Origin of the sequence: Bartonella sp. AA18HLJMS (assembly GCF_042197245.1) — a bacterium.
Taxonomy (GTDB): Bacteria; Pseudomonadota; Alphaproteobacteria; order Rhizobiales; family Rhizobiaceae; genus Bartonella.
The window spans coordinates 1-20,124 of the sequence record NZ_JBHIRP010000015.1 but is presented as its reverse complement, the minus strand read 5'-3'; the positions used below and the strand labels follow the sequence as shown (position 1 = coordinate 20,124).

Below are 20,124 nucleotides of genomic sequence, written 5' to 3'. Positions count from 1 at the left end.
CTTATGATCTCTATTGGCTATGCTCTTTGATCAGCTGCTCGACTTCTTCAACACGAAAGCCAAGTTGAAAGAGCGGCGCATAGTCGCTTTCCTGTAATTCATACTGACAACGCTTTTCTACAAAATCACCATTTGAATCAAACGGCATGGTTGTTGTTAGACAAACCTTATGCGTGTCATCTTCAATCCCCTCTTCTCCCTCTCCAAGCTCTTTAACAAAAACCCAATAAAAACGTGTTGTTAAAAGATTCCCTAGCCTTCTTACTGTTTCAACTTTGTCAAAAGAAAGCATGTTCAGATAATCTTGCTTGCTATTTAAATGTTCTGGATATTCTATCATCTCTCCCTCCTAAACAAAATGACGCGTATGGCTACATCCACGCGCCGCAACTTGTTCATTTCCACCATTGACGATCATGGTGGCTCGAGTAAAACGCCCATTATCCGTTGTATTACTCCAGCTACCACCCCCTAAAAATGCTCTCATTTCAAACGTATTTTGCGTACGGCTTATGGGTATAGGAAACGTGCCCGATAAAAATTGCCAAACATAACCGCAACCATCCTCACAACCGATATGCGAGATCATTCGACGATTCGCCGTATCCTTATATCCACCTGAAACCTTAGAGGTTGGTTCTTTCTTGCCAACAATATGTGTCTTTTCATTGCTTCCATACATAGCAGAAGCAAACGCTTCATCACTCAGTAAAGATTTTTTAACACGCGCCATATCTGTTACATGTTCGGTATAATTACGGTTTGTTGTTATATTGGTACGATACATTGATTTCGTATTTTCACCCGTCCCTGACTGAAGATAAATATCAACCCAAAGATCTGTAGAGGGGTCATAAACCATACCTTCTGGTGAACTATGCGGACGGTGATTGAGACACCAAACTGAATTGGGTAAAATATCCCCTGCTCTATAACCAGACAATGGATGACCGGAAATCGTACCAACATCCGCACAAAGCGTATGAAACCCTCCTATCTTTCGCGAATTACTCACTGTGTAATTCCTTGGATACGTAGAGTTTTCTGATAAAACAAATTTATGAGACTGTCTTCCATCAGAAACCAAATAAACATAATAATCCTTCCCCGCCGAAATAGAAGAAACGTTTATTATTGTATCTTCCGTATAACTTGCAACCAAAGTATCATTGCCTAATGCCAAGGTTATACGCGTTCCTTTCTTCAATGTGAGTTGTTTTTTCCCTGTTGCAATAAGAAACGGCGTGGAAATTGAAAGAACCGTTAAATTGGACTGTTTCAGTAAATTGTTTACCTCTTCCGCTAGCGCTTTTGCCTGTGAAGCTACTGTATGAGCTGTTGTCGCTGTTTCCAGAGAACTCTTGATACCACTAAGCTCTTTCTTCATTGTATCGGCGGTTGTTTTGGCTTCTTCTGCTGTCCTTTTCGCTCTATCGGCTACTTCCTTGGCTTTTTCGGCTTCGCTCTTGGCTTGATAGGCTTGTGAATCTGCCGCCTCGGCTTTTTTCTTGGCTTCTTCGCCTGCCGTTTCTGCTAAACTTGCTGTAAGCTTAGCACTATCTGCTGTTTCATTCGCTTTGTGGGCTTTATTCCACGCTGCATTCGCTGTGCTTTTTGCATTTTCCACCTCACTACGCGCTTGCGTCGCATCATGTCTTGCATAACCAGCAGACTCCTTGGCTTCCTTGGCTATTTTTTGTGCCTCTTCCGCTTCTTCTTCTAAAGACGCGGCTTTCTTACCCGCTGTTTCGGCTGCCCTCTGCGCCTCTCCTGCTATATATTTTGCATTACTCGCTATTTCCTTGGCTTTTTCTACTTCATTCTTGGCTTCATACGCTCGGTCATCGGCTTTCTCTGCTATTTTCTTGGCTTCTTCACCTGCCATTTCTGCTAATCTTGCTATAGTCTTAGCGTTATTGGCTGCTTCATTCGCGTCGTAAGCTTTACTCCACGCTTCATTCGCTGTGCTTTTTACTTTTTCCACCTCACTACGCGCTTGCTCCGCATCATGGTTAGCATAACCTGCTGTCTGTTTGGCTTCTTTAGCTATTTTTTGTGCTTCTTCTGCGGCTGCTTCTAAAGACGCGGCTTTTTTACCCGCTGTTTCAGCTGCCTTTTGCGCCTCTCCTGCTGCATATTTTGCACTATTAGCTATTTCCTTGGCTTTCTCTACTTCACCCTTAGCTTCATACGCGTAGTCATTGGCTTTCTCCGCTATTTTCTTGGCTTCTTCACCTGCTGTTTCCGCTAATCTTGCTATAACCTTGGCGTCCTTCGCTGTTTCATTCGCGCTGTGGGAATTACTCCACGCTTCATGAGCTTTGTTGTCTGCTGCTTCGGCTTTTTTCTTGGCTTCGTCTGAATACATCCGCGCTAAACTTGCTATAGTCTTAGCGTCACCTGCTACTTCCTGCGCTTTATTGGCATTACTCCATCCTTCATGAGCTGTACTTTTTGCCTTTTCTACCTCACTGCGCGCTTGTGCCGCCTCATGGTTAGCATAACCTGCTGTCTGTTTGGCTTCTTTTGCTATCTTTTCAGCTTCACCCGCTACTGTCTCTACCTGTGATGCCTTCTTTTGTGCACCATCAGCTACCTTCTTTGCCTCTTCGGCTATAGACTTCGCACTACCTGCTACTTGTTTTAGACCATCCAAAGCACCTTTCGTTTCTTCTGCTACCTTCTCTGCTGCTTCCGCTTTACTCTTTGCTGCTGTAGCTATACCCTTCAACGCCTCCACACTCGCTTCACCTGCCGTTTCTCCTGAACGCACCGATGCTTCTGCTGCTACCTTCGCTTCGTTGGCTATTCGTGTTGCTTCTGTTGCACTCTGTTGCGCTTGCTCGGCTTTCGTCTGTGCACTATCCAACGCACTTTTGGCTTCTAAGGCTGTCGCTTTGGCGCTCCTTGCTTCTTCTTTTGCTTCTTCTGATAAGCTTTTTGCACTAGAGGCGGTTTGACTTGCTTGTTCACTCGTGGATTTCGCCTCAGTCGCAACAGTCTCTAAATTTTCTGCTTTAGATTTCGCATCGCTAGCCTCTTTTACAGCTTGCTCTACTTTCCCTGTCGCCTTATCAACGGCGCTTTTCGCTTCCTCCGCCAAACCCTTCGCCTCAGATGCCGTACTCTTAGCTTCTCTTGCTTCTGTTAATGCTGTAGTCGCTGTAGATTTTGCTTCATTCGCAACTGCCTCTACACTTTCGGCTTTAGCCTTTGCTGTTTCTGCTGTCTCCTGTGATGCTGCTGCCAACCGTTTTGCTTCTTCTGATAATGTTTTAGCTGCCTCAGCAATCCCTTTCGCATCATTGGCTATACTAGATGCCCCGCCCGCTGTTGTTTTCGCAGAAGTCGCTTCTCTTAATGCCTGTTCTGATGCCTTTTGCGCCTCTGTAGATGCCGTATTCGCTTTTTCCGCTAAACCTTTCGCCTCTTCTGACGTGCTTACAACTGCCTCTGATTGTGATTTGGCTTCTCTTGAAGCTGTTAATGCTGTCTCTACTCCCGCTTGTACTTGTGAGGCTGTTTTTGTGAGTTCTGTAACAGAAGATGTCGCACCTTCTGATAACTCTTTTGCTTGTTCTGCAATATCCTTGGCATCATCGGCTGCCTGTTTGGCTCCATCTGCCTTTAGACTTGCTTGCATGGCTACAGTCTTAACTTCATGACACGTTGCTACCGCCGTCGCTGCTACTTGCGTCGTCTCTGTTGCTGTTTGTGAAGCTTCTCTTGCTGTTTGTTCTGCACGCGTTGCAATGGTCTTCGATTCATCGGCTAACCTCTTGGCTTCGGTCGATAAATTAACAGCATTCTCACTGCTCTGTTTGACCTCTTCAAAACGTTGTAATGCCGTAGAAAGGGAACCTTTCGTACTATTGATTTCCCCTGAGGCTCTATCGACTGCTGCTTTTGTCTCTTCTGCCATGCGCTTCGCTGCATCAGAAGTATTCTTGGCTTCTTCTGCTAATCCCTTGGCTGTATCTGCTGTATCTTTTGCACGATTAGCCGTTGTTGTTACTGCTGTAACCGCTTCACCCGTTTTGGTAACTTCGCTAAGCGCTTGTTCCGAAATCCTCTTCGATTCTTCTGCAACCTGTTGCGCACCATTCGCACGCGACATGGCTTTTTCTGCTTCTTGACGTGCATTAACAACCTGCTCTAACGGCGCAAAGGTTTCATACGAATACAAAGATGCCGTCCCTAAAAGCTTCGGAACAACAACGCTGTCTTGAGAAGTCCCTTCTCTGATTTCCTCTTTCGTTGCAACAGGTATCAAATATTCATGTTCATGATCGGGTATCTTCATCTGCTTTATTCCTTCATTCAGAGGGCTTCATCCAATGAACACTCTTTCAAATCTTCAAACTCTTCTCTTAAGGTCTCTAAGCGCTTCTCTAAATCTTTCAGTGAACCATCAAGCTCTGTTTTCAAAGCGGCTTTCAGTAAATCAAAAACGCCAGTAAGCGGCGCATGCACAAAACCTCCCCCAGAATACAAAACGACCCGTATTTGAGACGGGTCGCTAATCTCTGATATCGCAAACGGTTTTAATGACATTTCAACTCCTCATGTCTTGATCCCATAAATTACACTCACATTAACGGGGCGCGTTTCAACACCACCAACCCTCTCTGCCATGAGATGATGTTCATGATGCTCTCTGTCATTCAGACCTGCCGTTATAGGCGTTGAATAATATAAAAAATTAGCAAAGGGGCTCCTGATAAACCAAGGTAAACGCGGCGGCTTGTCTTTTTCTGTAAACCAAAAGGGAGTCTCTACCTGTGGACTTCCTGCTATTTGGTCAAATTCTTGATTACACTTGTCCAAAGCATCCCCACTCAAACCTACACACTCTTCGTCTATAGCTCTCTTGCGCCTTTGCAAGTGAGCTTCAGAAGAAGAAACATCCCGTTTTTTTCGAGAAGAAAGACCTTCTGATGACGCTGGACCTATAAAATGCTCATGCGCTTTTAAAGAACAGGGTTGTATACTTGCAAAAGAACGCCAAGGGTCTAAATTGCGTTCATTATCAAGTCCCCGTAAAAATAGCCCCCGAAAATCGGGAACATTAAACGTCGTGGCGCCATCTCCTTCTCCCCACGTCGTTCCTATGACACAAAATAAATCCCAATAAACATACCGTGAATAAGCACTTCCATCACATGGCAACCAACCATCCGGCAAGCGCTCCATTGCAAACGGTCCTATCAGACCGGAAGGTAAACGTTTTAAGGAAGAAACTTTGCCCCTTGTCGGGTTGAGAACTTGCCAACCCGTAAGCTCTTCATCATACACAAGCGTATAAAGACAGCCATCTTGTATCTCTCCTCCCGATAAGGCTAATAAACCGGTTTCTGTTGCCTTATAAACGGGCTTATCGGCTAAATTATTTAAAGCAATTGTTGTCGCCCCAACATTCTTGCCCTTCGCTTTAAAACAAACCGATATGCCATTCTTATACTCTAAAAATGCCGATTGACTTAGAAGCCTTATCACGCTCGTCTTTTGGTTATTATCAACCGTCACAATCCCTTCAAGCACCCCCCCCGTATCCGATAAATACTCACTTACCCGTTGCATCATAAAACGAGCGCTATTATTAACCGTGTTAGGGTGCTGTCCCTCTGACCAATTAATTAAAGCATCAGCACCACCATTCTCAGATGCCGTTAAAGACCAATCATAAATCGTGGACATCTAAACCTCACGTCTTGATTCCAAACACAACACTCATATTAATCGGGCGCGTCTCACTTATACCTGAACTTGCCAATGCAACATCACGCATGTGAAGGTGGGAATGGGGAAAGGCGAGCTTATGGTGCACGCGTATATCCTCTGCTCTCACGCCCAAACGTTCAGCAAGCTTCAATCTTTGCTGGTCATTCAACACATATCCCCAGATGATCGTCATATCACCATGCCAACTCTCTTCCTGATTTTCATCATTCAAAATCGTAAAGGATTGACCCCCATGGTCATGCTTTCTCATTGCGTCATTTTGTAAAGTGCCAAGATAACGAAAGCGGTCTATCTCGCGGTCATCATCAACACCTCGTAAAAAAACACCACGCAAATCGGGAACATTAAACTTCGTCCAACTATCAGCGCCTCCCCACCTGATCCCTATCGCTTCATAAAGAGCAGGATAATCACTACGCAAATAAGCCTTCCCATCACATGGTAACCAGCCATCTGGCAAAACTTGCATCCCAAAAATCCCTATCGTCCCTAGTGGATAAACAGGGATAACCGGCTCTTGCGATAAAGAGAGAGGCGTAGGATTTAAAACTTGCCAAGCATGATCCCTATAAACCAAGCTATAAATGCACCCCCTTTGAAGCTCGCCTCCCGATAAAACACGGAGACCTAATTCCGTCGCCTTGTAAACAGGTTTAGCCGCCAAATCATTCAAGGCAATTGCGGTTTCCCCAACATTCTTGCCCTTCGCTTTAAAATAAATTGATATCCCATTCTTATACTCTAAAAATTGCGATTGGCTTTGAAGTCTTATCAACGTCGTCTGGTGTTCAGCATCAACCGTAAAAGTGCTTTCAATCACACCACTCGTATCCGATAAATACTCACGCACACGTTGCATCATCACACGAGCACTATTATTCAGACTACTAGGACGTTGTCCTTTTGACCAATCAATCAAATCATCACAATAGGCATTCAAGGAGGCATTTAAAGACCAATCATAGATCGTCGACATCTTACACCTCATGTCTTAATCGCAAACAGAACACTCACATTAACTGGACGCGTCTCGCCTTCACCAGTGCTCTCCAAAACAACCTCTTGGTTCTCATCAAGAGTATGAGAACTTACAATGTAGCCCCCTAAATTCTCACGCTCTATGCCCATAAAATTCGCTAGAGAGCTCCCCCCAAACAAGCCTAGACGATAGCCCAACACATCCGTCGTATTCCCATCCCAAAAGTTTTCGTTGCTGGTAAAATGAGACATCGAAAGGCTCTGTCCTTGATGTTGATGCGACTCGATTAAATCTGTTTGCACACTTGCAAAAGAACGCCCCTCATCAATATTGCGCCCTCCATCAAGCCCTCGTAAAAACATCCCTCGAAAATCGGGAACATTAAATGTCGTGGCGCCATCACCCTCTCCCCAAACCGTTCCTATCGTCTCAAATAAATCACCATAATCACGACGCAAATAAGCCTTCCCATCGCAAATTAACCAATCCTTTGGAATCCCGCGCATTCCAAACGTTCCTATAAAACCCGTGGGATAAAGACTGCTTTCTTCTTCTTCTAAAGGGAGTGGGGTAGGATTAACAAGATGCCAATGATCTCCATTATAAAACAATGTATAAATGCACCCTTGTTGGATTTCCCCTCCTGATAATGCACTGATGCCTAATTCCGTTGCCTTATAAACCGGCTTGCCATCTAAAGCATTTAAGACAATCGTGGTCGCTCCAACATTCTTACCCATAGCCATAAAGCGCAAAACGATACCATTCTTATACTCTAAAAACTGTGAAGTGCTTGCAAGTCTTATCACACTCGTTTGTTGGACAGGATCATTTGTAACAATGCCTTCAAGCTCTCCACCCGTGTCTGACAAGTATTCCTTTATGCGCTGCATCATCACACGGGCGCTCGTATTCACACTGCTAGGATGCTGTCCTTCGGACCAATCAATCAAATTATCAGAACGCGTATTATCCGCCGCTCTAAGCGACCAATCATAAATCGTTGACATTTCTCGTGAATCCTAGCTTCTGTAAAATGGTCCGTAAAACGCCCGCATGAATTGCGTCATCAAAGGATTATCATCATCATCACTCTCTTCTTCTTCCGAAGCCTCTTCTTGTGATGCTAATAATGCCCTTAAAACCTCTAACAAGTTGTCTCTATTTCTAATGCCACCCTGCGCTGTAGGACTTGCTCTATGAGGCTGCCCCCCATACATCTGTAATACACGGTTGACAAAATCACTTGCACGCATAGCGTTGTTTCCACCATTCAAGCCAACCGCATTGCTCCCAACAATTTGCGCCGCATTGGCATGGGGATTTTGAAGAAGCCGCGCGGCTCCTCCTGCTCCTTGTTGATGGGCTAAATACAATTCCGCTTCACTAGGCGCTCTTCCCAACAGGCGGCTTAAATGATTGCGATTATCAAGCGTCAACCGCCCCATGGCATCAGCCGCTTGCATGGGATCAAAACGATCCTGCAAACCATATTGCTTGGCGGTGCTGTCTATAAATTGGTACAACCCACCCGCAGAAGAACGGGGATTCCTTGCATTCGGATTGCCTCCACTTTCCACTTGCGCAACACGGTACAAATAACTCTCTGGCAAACCATAACGCACTGCCGTTTGCCGTATTGCTTGATTAACAGCAGGACTATAACGGGTCATTTCGCATACTCTATTGAAGCACTAGGACCTAACCCTTTTGCTACAGCTCTAGAAACAATCTTCAAGCCTTCATCCGTTATCACACCGGCTTTATGCCACTTCAAAGCACTTTGAATCAATTTGGCAATTTCATTGCGCTCCATTCCTTTAACGCCAAAAGTTGCTAACTTCGCTATTCCGCGCTCTAGCTCTTGTCTTGCTCGTAGCGCCTCTGGTGCATTCGGATGAAAAAATATGTTTCGTGCTAATTTTAAGCCTTGAGCTGGTATATCAGGAATACTATGTGGTACACGAACTCCATCAAAAACAGAAAACTCAGGAGTGCCTTCAAATTTGCTAAAACCCTCTTTTGCTGCATCAGAATAGAATTGCTCCTGATCTACTGCCTTTTTAAAAGTAGAAAACCGTTCCGGTCCTATGGTCCTTTCAAGATTCTCAGACGCAAGATTTTGTTTTAAAAGTTTAGAAAATTCATTAATAGGGTCATCATTTTTTCTGAGTAAATCATCTAAGGCATCTCTCATACCCATCTGATAGGTATTATTTTGTTTTGTCCAATTCCCTTTAGAAAGATTTTCCTGAACTGCATCCCTTTCAAAACTCTTTTCAAGCTTTGTTCCAAAAGCTTGTCTACCTTCCTCAAAGCTATCTGCAAAGTTTTTGAATTTTGCCGCACTACCGCGTGCTGCTTTGTACGTAGGAGAGATTTCGTCCATTATTTTTACCAAATTTTGTTTGAGGACTTCGTATCCTAAAATCTTTTGGTTATCGCCATGTTTCTTACTTTTTTCGATTAAATCATCAAGAGACTGCTTAGTTTGATCTAATAACTCTATCGTAGGTTTATAGTTTATACTACTAAACCTTCTATCATAAAATCGTCTAGGATTTATACTGAGGGGGTGTTCCTCTAAAGTATTGACAGCTTCTTTAAGAGCTTTTTGAAACCCTTTATTTTCAAAAAGTTTATTAAGAGCCGGATAATACTCTCGTCCTATCGGCGTTTGCCTTGCTTGTTCATAAAGATGATCATGCGCTTCTTTCCCTTGCTGTTTAAGCGTCCTGCTTAAAGTATCGCTATGCTGGTATGGAACAATTGTCTGCTCCATCATATCATCAAGACGTTGAACAGAACCGCCTAATCTTTTCTCATGCGCTTGTTTCAAGAGATTATAAACATCTTCATTTGTTTTAGACGCATTCCACAAAGTCTGTCGTAGTTTTTCATTAATATCTGTCAAAAATACTTCGTGAGGTTCTGAACTAAGACGTTCCGTGATCTTTTGGGTTTTATTATCGTAAAGTTGCTTGGCAACTTCTCTCAAAGCTTTATTTGAAACCTCTTTACGAGCAGGATTAAAATAATTCCTCACGACAGGAGGTGATTTTAAAGAATTTCCTAAACTACGAACTGCCTTAGAAATACCCATACCTCCTAAAGCAGCAACCGGCGTCAAAACTGCCCCACCAACACCACCGGCTAATGCCGAATTCACCGTATCATTGTAACCTTTTCCTGCACCAGAACCATGTAAAGCTCCAGAACCTGCCCCAACAATAGCTCCCCTACCTAAACTTCCTAAAGTCGAGCCTGCTCGCAAAAAATTTAATGCGGGAATACCCAAAGATGCTAATGTTGGTAAAATCGAACCAGCAATATAAGCACCAGAAGACAACCATGGATATTTTTTTTCTAAGGCTTTTAGGTAAGCGCGCTCCTTGGCTACTCTTCTGTTATAAACCTCTACTGCTTTCTTATCACCACGCCAATAATCCGTAAAACCTGCTTCATTCGCCGCTTGTATCTCATCACTATACCCTGCTGTCAAACCAGATATCCCATGACTCCTTAGTGCATCCCACCACGTAAGATCTTTATCATCAAATGAAAAATCATCTGTTGTAGTTTTGGGGTCTTGACTGCCATGAAAATCTGCAAAAGATGAATGATTTGGAATATCTTGGGGTAGACCAATTACCTTATATTTCCTAGCCCATTCTGGAAGAAGTGATTTATCATAATCTTTATATTCAGGATAATCTGTAGCTGTTTGAATATTTGAAATATCTTGGGGTGGACCAATTACCTTATATTTCCTAGCCCATTCTGGAAGAAGTGATTTATCATAATTCTTATATTCATACATAGCACAACCTATTTTATAAAAGGAACCGCTTTACCATTGGCATCAATAATAAAAAATTTTTGTCCTTTTGGTAGAGCTGCAATCTCTTCTGTACTTTTCACTATAGGAATATTTTCACTACCTCCTTGTGACATCGGCGAATCTGCGAAATATTGATCAGAGATTTCTTTAGGCGTATTGATAGGCTGCCCTGTTACCCAATTATATAATTGGGTCTCATCAAGTTTATTTAAAGCAACTAATGTTTTTTCAAGCATTCCTAAAGTTTTTAATAATCCTTCTTCCTTACGTCCAGCATCCAAAGAACCAAAAGTTGCTATCATATTACGGCTTTCTTGATCTGATATAGGACCAACACTAAGATTTCCTTTAGGATCCATCGATTTTAAGCTCTCAAATACCGCCTTTAAAGCACCACCCTTAATCGTATCAAATAATTTTTCTAATTCATATGCAGGAGATCCTCCAACATTTCTCGATCCCCACCCAACAAATCCTGTCGCAAAGCCTTCTTTTATAATTTTAATAGCATCCTGAATAGCATTTATTCCTATGCGTGCCTGCTGTTTGGTGAGAAGCATATTTTTTCTCTTTTTATGCTCCCACTCTTTCTGGGCTTGTAGTTTTTGATTATACTCAAGTTCCTGCATCGACCCCTTAACCGGTCTCGCTCTACGTTCACCTAGTTGTGAATTGGGATCCCATTCATAACCTTTATCTAACTGAGGTTTATCACCACCTGTTAGCATCGCACTAAGCATTTGCGGATTACGTGCCATAATAGCAGCTTCTTCTTCACTGTACCCTTTAGATTTTAGGTATTCGACGGTCTGATTAACCTGTCCTCTTTTTTCTCTTTCCATATCACCACGACGAAGATTCATAGCTGCATTCGCTAAACTTTGTGCTATCGTCCCATCTGATAATGCATAACCAATCCCATAATCTGATAATCTTTGTAAAAACTCAGGACTACGCAAGTAATCCCAAAAACTCTGTTGAGAACCAGTATCTTGGTGAGGAACAGTACTCTGTTGTGGCTGTACAGACTTCTGTGGTTCTACAGATGAAATAGGCTCTGGTAATTGAGACTGCTTTGGTTTCAATGATGCCAAATCTGAAGTTTCAATTGCATTAGGCAAAGGTTCAATACCTAAAGGATTTGGTTGTGAACCAAAGGTCGCTACTGGTAAAGAAGGGACTGAAGACGGTACATACGGTTTTCTGCCTGCCGATCTTAAAGACGAACTTACATCTGGTAAAGGTGAAGTATTTTTAGCTAAACCTAAAGGATTTGATTGTGAACCAAAAGTTGCTATAGGGGAAGAAGGGGTTAAATAAGGTAAATTATTTGCCTGTTGTTTGGCGTCTTCTAGATCGTTGAAACGTATACGTGGTACATATTGGCTCATTACATGCATAGACTTAAGAAGTCTTGATAAAATGTTATCGTTACTATTTTGCATAACTACCTCACTTTTTTCCTGCAAAATTAGCAATACTAGCTAAAATCCCTATAGCGTTCTTCCAAGGGTCGTTACCATGCATCTTAGATTCTGACACATTATTCGTTGTCGTACCGTAATTTCTTGCAAAGCCATGACCGGCGTTCATAAGCATATTCAACCTATTCCAACCGCTATTGTCTTGTTCCAGCCAACGTTCTCTATTGGCATCAACAAGGCGTTGATTGTGGGCATCAAGCACACCTCCCCCTTGTATGGCATTGGAATAGGCATTCCCATAACCCTGTAAGAAGTTATTTGAGGCGCCCAATTGATTTTGATTGGCTTGGTCTATCATGGCATTGGCTTGCATCATGCGATCCGCATCACGATTATACTGGTCTGCTGTAGCACTTGTGGACAAAGCACCAAGTTCATTTGCTAATACACCTGCATGTGCACCGGACCCATAACGACCCGCACCTGCAAAAGAGCTGTTAATCGTATCTCTTACACGGTCTAAGCTATTTTGAAGGGCGGCATTAAAAGACGGATTCTGTCCAACCATATCACCAGAAGCCACTCTTCCAAGATTGCTTGCTGTCAACGTTGGATTGTAAATCGTATTCATCAAAGAGCGATTTTGATAATGCTGTGGAATACTTCCAAGACCACCAATTCCATAGCGCGTTTGATCACTTAACGGCGCTACACGAGGACCGCCATAAACATTCCCACCCGCCCCTGTATCATACAGATTATACGCATCCGCACCACCTCGCTTAAAGACATTCTGCATCCAAGCAGGAGGGGCACTTGTCTGCACCTGCTTCTGTTCTGTCGTTGCTGGTCTACTGCTCCCCATGTCACAATTCCTTCCTATAATAAAGCATATCTATGCCATAACCTTGTTTGTTCAGTGCACGTTTCCAACCTAAACGCCCTAAAATCTCTATCTCAAAAGCCCCATTCTCACGCGCCCAATCCTCTACAAATGTCAAATTATCAACTTGATCAAGAACGCCCTTGCCACTACATTCACAAATCAGAGCGCGCTTCTTTCCTAAAACTGTCTGTTGTATCTGGGTCGTGAATGCCGCTAAAAAGCGCTCGTCATCATCCAAAACAAGCCATAACTGTTTCTTGCCACTGCAAATCGCTTCAAGGAGCTCTTGCAACGTGATTTCATGTTTAAAACGTTCCACATACTCGCGAAACGACGCAATGATGTCTTCAAGGTATGGTGCTATACGCTCCATATCCCAAGACGTGGTCAAAAAGACTTTTGCCATTACCCTCTGCCTAAAGGACGTAAATCCACGTTAAACCCCGTAATTGCCGTCCAAGGTTCATTTGTAGGAATACGCAATTTAAAGCGGTGATAACGATTGCGCGAACGACCATGATAAGCACCCGTGACATATGAACATGCCCTCTCTTGGTGCCATGTAATCGGCGTCTGATGATTGCGAAGCCGACGCTCTCCTATGCTTAAAAGACCTTCCGTCGTATCAACTTCAGCAAACATCTTCGTGATAAAGTTAAAACTTCCATCTGGTGCTCCCAATTCTTGCGAAACAACCGTTGCCTCCATCGGTGCTCCCGTAAACATAACAAGCCGATTTTCATCATCAAAAGCACCAAGCATTGGGGCGCCACTTTGCCAACGAGGGCTGTCTAAAGAAGCCAGCAATGTCTCAAGATTGATCGAGATCTCATCTAACTGTTCTAAAGTATAACCTGTCGTAAATACTGGAAACAACGTGAAAGGTTTTCCCTGTAGCGTCGACCATTTCTGCAATCCCCAATCATAAACAAAGGTCGTTTGCTCGTTATTGCCTCTCTTTAAGGACCAGTAAATCCGGTTATCAATGGGATCTATAACCCCTTGCATCTCATCAAGAGCAAACTTATCAAAGGTTTTAAAAACTGTTCTATCAACTTTCTCAAAGCCTATCGGCAAAAGTTGACCATCCAAACTCATCTGATAAAAACCACCATCACTCGCAAAAAAAGCATCACTCCCTCGACATGCTATAGAGGACGCACTACGGGCTCCGCGCTTGTCTTGTATCTTTTGAAACGTAAACACAATCTTAGAACCCGCAACAAAGGTTCCTGCATAAATAGCAGAACGCATAAAAATGAGGGGATTAGTCGATTCCGTAGACCCTTGAACATATTCTCCATCTGGAAAATCTTGAAAATCGCAATCTTTCTGCTTAACTGTCCAATGGGTTGCATCTTCCAAACCTGACCAATGAATGCGATTGGGGTGATCTGTCAATTGCATCAAACAAACAAAAGGTCCCCAAACCTTCACCAAGCCTGCTTTCGGGGGATTGCCTCCTAAATCTTCAAATCGTTCAGAACTATGGGTATTAAAAACTTGTGGTTTATCATTTTTATTCACCGCAATAATTCTTTGACCAAACAAAGCGAACGACCATTGATTATCTTCATGCGCATGATAAGTCACACCACTTTGACTTATGTCCTTCCACCCCTTCGTTTGACTATCATAACTGTAAAGCTTTTGCTTGCCTCCTACGATTATCTTAACACCATTGCCACTTCTAAACGCTATGCACCCCAAAGGCTTTTCTTCCAAAGCATGAGACACAACCATTGCACTAGGCATGGGTATATAACCGCCATCTGCTGGTAAAACATTCACAAGGCTATCCGTAAAGCTGCCGTTGACAACCGCAACATCTGGTCTGTAATCGGCTATAGGAAAATAAACCATCTTAAAAATCCGTTGGTATTATTCTGGTCACGTTATGACGTTGAGACGTCTCTGCACGCAATTCATTCAACTGTTCGTTAAAGTCATTGTAAGCTGCCGTTGCACAATCGGGGTCTTTCAAGATATTCTTGTAAAGTTCGTATTTTGCACGCGCCTTAATCAAATCAAACGCGTGCACAAACCATGGATGCTCCTCATCGACACTTTCTATTTCTGATAAACGCAAGGGAGAGAGAATGAGTTGAATCTGATAGGCTTTATCCGGCGTGGGATAAAGATGTAATTTCCTATCAAAATAACTGTAACAAACCGGCGTTCCTTGCTGCTCTGATGATAACAAAGGCTCTAAAGAAACATGATCCTTACACTCCAATGCAAACTTATGATGTTGATCAGAGCTTAGATAAACGTTTTTTATTTTAACAGCTGTTTCAATAGGGCGGGTAGTGCTTGCATCATAAACACCTTGTCCCGCCCGTGTCTCAAACACCACATCACGGCTTTCGTTAAAGTAAAAGGTCTCCCGTTCACAAAAACGAATAGCTGCAAAAATGCTTTCTTGGATTTGTTGAACATACTCATCGGCTATGTCATCAATCTCATCTTGAATGACCGACACTAAGTGCGAAAGTGTTCTCTTATGACGATAAACATCTCGCTTTACTGGTATCGGTCCTCCGGTTTTAACCCGAATATAATGACGTGTCATCAAAATACCTCTCAGTGATTAGTCACAAATTCAACGACTATACTTGCTTGACCAGCTTGTACTGTTTTGTCCGCTTTAGCATAGAGAGTGACCTCTTCATCATAAGGGACAAATTCCTTCTGATTGGTGGGCTTAACCTCTTTTACTGCCTGTTGTTTGATTTCTGCTTCACCAAACTCATTGCCGCCAGCAGTGCACCCTATTTTTACCTTCGTGTCCGAAAATGCTGTCTTAACAAACACTTTAATTGAAGTAATCAAAGCACCACGAGGTAGCGTACCTATTCTCATAGCGTTTTCTTTATCTTCATAGCTAAAATTAAGCCGCAAAAAGCTTACCTGCTGGGTATGAAGATTTCTCCCTTGCAAGGGCTGTGGTAAATAATCTGCCATCTCTTATCCCCTCAATGATTTGTCACGAATTGCACAACCACAATACATTCACCAGCATCGGTGGTTTTATCCCGTGTTGCATAAAGGGTCATCTCCTTATCATCTGCAACAAAAGACTTTTGATCTGTTGGCGTAAAATCTTGCGTGCCCTGGGCTTTGATGTCTTTTTCACTGAACTCATTGCCTCCATAGGTGCTGCCTATCTTTAATTTTGCCTCAGAAAACGCGGTCTTGACAAAAGCCTTCATCGAAGTGATCAAAGCGCCACGAGGTAATATCCCTATTTTCGTTGTGAGATGCTTATCTTTATGCGAGATATTCAAACGTAAGAAACTCACCTGTTGGGTGTGAAGATTTCTCCCCTGTAGTGGAGGTGGTAATTGATCTGCCATGTCTTGCTTCCTCCCTATGATTAATTATCAGGTTCACCACTGTAGGTGGGGATAACAATCGTTCCAAAATCTTGCGCTGCTTGAGAGCTATTTGGAAATTTGAAACGGGTTTTCTTCATGCCAATCAGTGTTTTCGCAGACAAACCATAGTAACGTTGATAGTCGAAATGCTCTTCCACCAATTTATAGCGATTGACATTGCGATTATTTCCAAAAGCCATAACGATACTTTGTGCTCCAAGAAAAACAGCACGACGCACACTTTTTTTCGCTGTATGATCGGTAGATTTAACCCCATGAGTGACATGTTCAGATTCACGTAAAATCACACCATTATACATGCCAAGAGAACCATCAAAAATCGGGTTCTTCGCGCGCGAACCCGTATAAGCAGCTTTCTGAATATCAAGCCACTGTCCAGTCTCTGTATTGGTGCGCAATTGCATCACTTGTGTTGGGTGCAAATAGAGAACATAAACACTCTCCCCATTCACACGTACTGGTCGAATTTTGGGATTAGCAAGTTTCGCCATTTTTACAGCTTCGTCAATAAGCTTCAAACTAAAGCTGTGTTTTGGCGCTTCACTGAGATCTTCATCCTTGGTTTTACCATCTGGACGGATAATTCGCTTACTACTTGGTGCCAGAGGTTCATTAAATCCATAATGCACATTCTCGATATCTATCATCCGATCTTCAAAAGAGATTGTCCTTGCTGTATATCCGCAAGCTTGAATGAAAAACATCAAGCTTAAGCGATCTGCATACCAATCAACTAAGCCATCTTTTGCTTCGTCACGCAAATCAAACGTTGTACGTTGTTGCGCTATACTACCTTCATTTTCTACACGAACTGCATGCGAAAGCTCGTCAATATAGAGTCTGTCATGAAGGAATTGTAATGCCTCTTCATTCCCCTCAAGCGTCTGTCCTGAGGTAACTCCCCGTCCCAAAAGCTGTGTACGTAAGCTAAATGTAACACAATCCCCTCTGCCCTTCTGTGTTTCAGTTTTAAGTTGAATAATGCTGTTTGAACCCCTGCCTATAAGAGGGGCAATAGGTATCGCCTTTGAAACTTCTGTATTTAATAATTTTGACCACGTGCTTATCGCATGAGGATCATCTGCTCTAACTGTTGTTAATGCCATTGATTTTACCTTTCTTTGCTGTAAAAAAAAACCGGCTTAAAAGCCGGATCATAGCCCTGTATAAAACAGACTAATTTCTATAAAATGCACTCTTAATACCCGTTACCTGCACCGTGTAATTGCCGAAAAATCGCTTTATTTTTCGGATTGGATATCCAAACGTCAAATTCTTCTTCTGACATCCTATCAATGCTTGCTAAAGTCATTGGTCCAGTACTCCCTCCTCCACCAGATGCTGTCAAAGTCCGCGCAGAATTCTGCCGACTTTGAAGTTCTGCAACTTGATTATTCGCTTGCACTGCTTGGTTCTGATAGCCAAGATTTTGTGCTATTCTATAAATTTCTTCTGCCGGATTGAGATCTCTTTGTGCACAAGTCGCTACAAGCGCATGCAATTGATCTCTTATAATCGCATCTATTGTGTTTTGTTGTCCATACTCAGGATAAAGTGATGACCAAGAACTCAATTCCTTTGCGCGTGCCTCATAAAGAAAATTTGCCGCGGCATCAAAATCACTGGATTTATTTTGAAACGACTTAACAGAATTATTAAAAAATTCACCAAGACGCATATCGTGCTGCTGCTGTTCCTCAGCTTGTCTTAGCGCTTCTTTCTGTTCCCTAATATACGCATCTTGCTTTTGAATCTTATCTAACATCCACGCCACTAAACGAACAGGGTCCTCACGTAGGTCTGGGGGTGCATTTTCACCTTCAACCATTGGCGTCTGGGATTGGGGTTCATAAAACTTTACAAGCGCTTCACGGGCTTGTTTGGCTTGTTGCTCCATACGCTGCTGTTCTATACTAGGAACAATCTCTGAAGGCTTTTCAACGGGCTGCACAACCGGCTCTGGAGACGTAATGTCATCATTATCAATCGTTTCACCATCATAAGTGCCAGCATCAAAAGAGCTCTCATCATCAAAGACCGGTGCTCCAACTCTGTAATCTTCATTCCTACCTTCATTCATTTCTGCATTCATTCTTTCACCTCTCTCAACTATGCATACCTCTGTGTAATGCTATTCGCTCTCGCATGATCTGATTGTGTGCCTGAGTATTGAGAAGCTTCTGCCGTTCAATCTCATAGCGTTGCTTCATCAGTTCCGCGTCTGTTTTTGCTCTCTCTTGATGCACAAACAGATCAATCTGCTTTTGTTGCAAATCCATCTGATGCATCTGTGCTTTCGTCTCTAAGTCTTGTTGCTTTTCCTGCAACTTCATTTCCTGCTCGGGGTCCATCTGCTGTTGTTGTGCCATTTGTTGCTGTTGGAACTTCTCACTGACGCGATTAAGCAATGACGCCGGCAATGGAGAATAACGAAGTAGATCAAGCATAATATCCGGCGTAATCGCATTTTGAAGCAATGGAAGCAGTTGTGTGATGATACCGAAGGTGCGCTCTTTCTCATTCGGGCTGGTTGGCGCATCATCAACAACAATGTCATACTCGACACTCGTTACTTCTTCACGTGTCAATGGAATATATTGCGCATTCTCCTCACCAGATATCCGTACCAAACGCCCATCGGACAAGTAATTCTGTATCAAGTGCAAAATAATCTTACCTTGCCGCTTGCGGTACAAACGTAAACCATCAAACAGACAAGCAAGCAGATTTAAACTGGATTGGCGTCGTTGTGCCTCCAAAATACCCGCTTGTGTCACTTCCCTTGTACCAATGAATTCGGGTGATAAACCCGTCACCTGATTAATTGCTTCCTTAGCTTCATTAAACAGCTGGAAAAAGCCCTCTGGAAACTGTGCTACAGGCTTTGGTTGTATTTTACCACCTGCCAATGCGTTAGGTTTAACCCATGTAATACTGTCTGATCGGCTTAAACTTTTTGCTGCTTCTCTCTCATCCTTAAATGCACCACTCTCTGCCATTATCCCGCCTTTGGATTGGCTATTAAGGATATACATCACTTGACTAAAGTACTTATTCGCCCACCGTTGCGGGTCTTTTGTAGGACGCACAACCCCATAAAATTGCCGTTCTATCTTGTCAAAATACCCCGTTATACACTCCCAACCCAATTGACCAGCTGGAACTAAAGGTTGATCGGGGGATTCAAGCAATTTCCTCCCTAAAAAAGCACGCCTTACAACCTTTTTATTAAAAGCCGCTCCTTGAATATTAGGCATCATACATTGAAGCTGTTTAAATTCTTCCTCGCTATAATCACGAAATTCTCCAGTGCTTAAATCGGGCGCTTTGTAATATCGCTCGCTTTCAAACCAACGGCATTCAACAAGCGTTCAAGGCATTGATTTATAATCATAATCTAGCGTTATTCATATTGAATGAGAACCCTGAATAACGTAAGATTCTCTCATCTTAAATCTGTGTATCTTGAATCAATCAAAATCACTTGCTTGCACGTCACAAGCGGGGTTGATGTGTGGGTAAAAACTATAGCAGAAAGGAGTAAAAATGGTTCTTATGAATCGTCTTAATGCAAGATCTGTCGCAACATTGGGAACTGGCAAATATAATGATGGTGCCGGCTTGCTTCTTCATAAGCGTAAAGATGGAGGTGCTCAATGGCTGTATCGTTATACCATTCATGGGCGGCGTCGCGAAATGGGCTTGGGTGCTTTAAGAGATGTCTCTTTAAAACAAGCCCGTGAATTGGCAACTGGGTGGCGGGCTGTTTTACGTGAAGGGCGTGACCCTATTAAAGAACGTGAAAAACAAAAGCGTGAGGCAATAAGCAATCTCCATTACTTAAAAGATATTGC

18 protein-coding genes and 1 pseudogene are annotated in these 20,124 nt (G+C 42.9%); 1 reads left to right on the top strand and 18 read right to left on the bottom strand.

Features of this window, described 5'->3' with window-relative positions:
- Nucleotides 1-10: 10 nt before the first annotated feature.
- The 18 genes and pseudogenes from ACFINW_RS07945 to ACFINW_RS07860 form a co-directional block, all read right to left on the bottom strand.
- Complete coding sequence (locus ACFINW_RS07945; RefSeq protein WP_375674091.1) at nt 11-340, bottom strand: hypothetical protein; 330 nt, start codon at nt 338-340, stop codon at nt 11-13.
- Between the two features lie 9 nt (nt 341-349).
- Complete coding sequence (locus ACFINW_RS07940; protein ID WP_375674089.1) at nt 350-4,303, bottom strand: hypothetical protein; 3,954 nt, start codon at nt 4,301-4,303, stop codon at nt 350-352.
- Between the two features lie 17 nt (nt 4,304-4,320).
- On the bottom strand, nt 4,321-4,554 hold the full coding sequence (locus tag ACFINW_RS07935; RefSeq protein ID WP_375674087.1) for a hypothetical protein: 234 nt from the start codon (nt 4,552-4,554) through the stop codon (nt 4,321-4,323).
- 9 nt (nt 4,555-4,563) lie between these two features.
- On the bottom strand, nt 4,564-5,697 hold the full coding sequence (locus ACFINW_RS07930) for a phage tail protein (protein WP_375674085.1): 1,134 nt from the start codon (nt 5,695-5,697) through the stop codon (nt 4,564-4,566).
- Between the two features lie 7 nt (nt 5,698-5,704).
- The gene (locus tag ACFINW_RS07925; RefSeq protein ID WP_375621736.1) at nt 5,705-6,718 is read right to left on the bottom strand and encodes a phage tail protein; all 1,014 of its coding nucleotides are present in this window, start codon (nt 6,716-6,718) and stop codon (nt 5,705-5,707) included.
- Between the two features lie 8 nt (nt 6,719-6,726).
- Nucleotides 6,727-7,731, bottom strand: a complete 1,005-nt coding sequence (locus tag ACFINW_RS07920; RefSeq protein ID WP_375621735.1) for a phage tail protein — start codon at nt 7,729-7,731, stop codon at nt 6,727-6,729.
- A gap of 12 nt (nt 7,732-7,743) precedes the next feature.
- Nucleotides 7,744-8,394, bottom strand: coding sequence for a transglycosylase SLT domain-containing protein (locus ACFINW_RS07915; RefSeq protein WP_375621734.1), 651 nt, complete (start codon nt 8,392-8,394; stop codon nt 7,744-7,746).
- Nucleotides 8,391-10,541, bottom strand: coding sequence for a glycine zipper family protein (locus ACFINW_RS07910; RefSeq protein WP_375637171.1), 2,151 nt, complete (start codon nt 10,539-10,541; stop codon nt 8,391-8,393). Before ACFINW_RS07910 ends, ACFINW_RS07915 begins: the two co-directional genes overlap by 4 nt.
- 8 nt (nt 10,542-10,549) lie before the next feature.
- Nucleotides 10,550-12,007, bottom strand: coding sequence for a hypothetical protein (locus ACFINW_RS07905; protein ID WP_375628930.1), 1,458 nt, complete (start codon nt 12,005-12,007; stop codon nt 10,550-10,552).
- A gap of 7 nt (nt 12,008-12,014) precedes the next feature.
- Nucleotides 12,015-12,851: a hypothetical protein gene (locus ACFINW_RS07900; RefSeq protein ID WP_375632654.1), complete on the bottom strand. Its 837-nt coding sequence runs from the start codon at nt 12,849-12,851 to the stop codon at nt 12,015-12,017.
- Nucleotide 12,852: 1 nt separating this feature from the next.
- The gene (locus ACFINW_RS07895; RefSeq protein WP_375610955.1) at nt 12,853-13,278 is read right to left on the bottom strand and encodes a hypothetical protein; all 426 of its coding nucleotides are present in this window, start codon (nt 13,276-13,278) and stop codon (nt 12,853-12,855) included.
- Nucleotides 13,278-14,735, bottom strand: a complete 1,458-nt coding sequence (locus tag ACFINW_RS07890) for a hypothetical protein (RefSeq protein WP_375674082.1) — start codon at nt 14,733-14,735, stop codon at nt 13,278-13,280. The genes ACFINW_RS07895 and ACFINW_RS07890 overlap by 1 nt, the downstream gene beginning before the upstream one ends.
- Before the next feature lies 1 nt (nt 14,736).
- Nucleotides 14,737-15,444, bottom strand: coding sequence for a hypothetical protein (locus ACFINW_RS07885; RefSeq protein ID WP_375674080.1), 708 nt, complete (start codon nt 15,442-15,444; stop codon nt 14,737-14,739).
- Between the two features lie 11 nt (nt 15,445-15,455).
- Nucleotides 15,456-15,836 carry a hypothetical protein gene (locus ACFINW_RS07880; RefSeq protein ID WP_375674078.1) on the bottom strand — a complete coding sequence of 127 codons (381 nt, stop codon included), beginning with the start codon at nt 15,834-15,836 and terminating at the stop codon, nt 15,456-15,458.
- Nucleotides 15,837-15,847: 11 nt separating this feature from the next.
- Complete coding sequence (locus tag ACFINW_RS07875; protein ID WP_375637190.1) at nt 15,848-16,228, bottom strand: hypothetical protein; 381 nt, start codon at nt 16,226-16,228, stop codon at nt 15,848-15,850.
- 20 nt (nt 16,229-16,248) lie between these two features.
- Nucleotides 16,249-17,376, bottom strand: coding sequence for a N4-gp56 family major capsid protein (locus tag ACFINW_RS07870; RefSeq protein ID WP_375648013.1), 1,128 nt, complete (start codon nt 17,374-17,376; stop codon nt 16,249-16,251).
- Between the two features lie 92 nt (nt 17,377-17,468).
- Complete coding sequence (locus ACFINW_RS07865) at nt 17,469-18,362, bottom strand: hypothetical protein (protein ID WP_375674076.1); 894 nt, start codon at nt 18,360-18,362, stop codon at nt 17,469-17,471.
- Nucleotides 18,363-18,375: 13 nt separating this feature from the next.
- Nucleotides 18,376-19,641: pseudogene (locus ACFINW_RS07860) on the bottom strand (phage portal protein); the annotation flags it as partial.
- 175 nt (nt 19,642-19,816) lie between these two features.
- Between ACFINW_RS07860 and ACFINW_RS07855 the strand changes: the two are divergent.
- On the top strand, nt 19,817-20,124 hold a 308-nt coding region (locus ACFINW_RS07855; protein WP_375674074.1), incomplete at its 3' end, for an Arm DNA-binding domain-containing protein.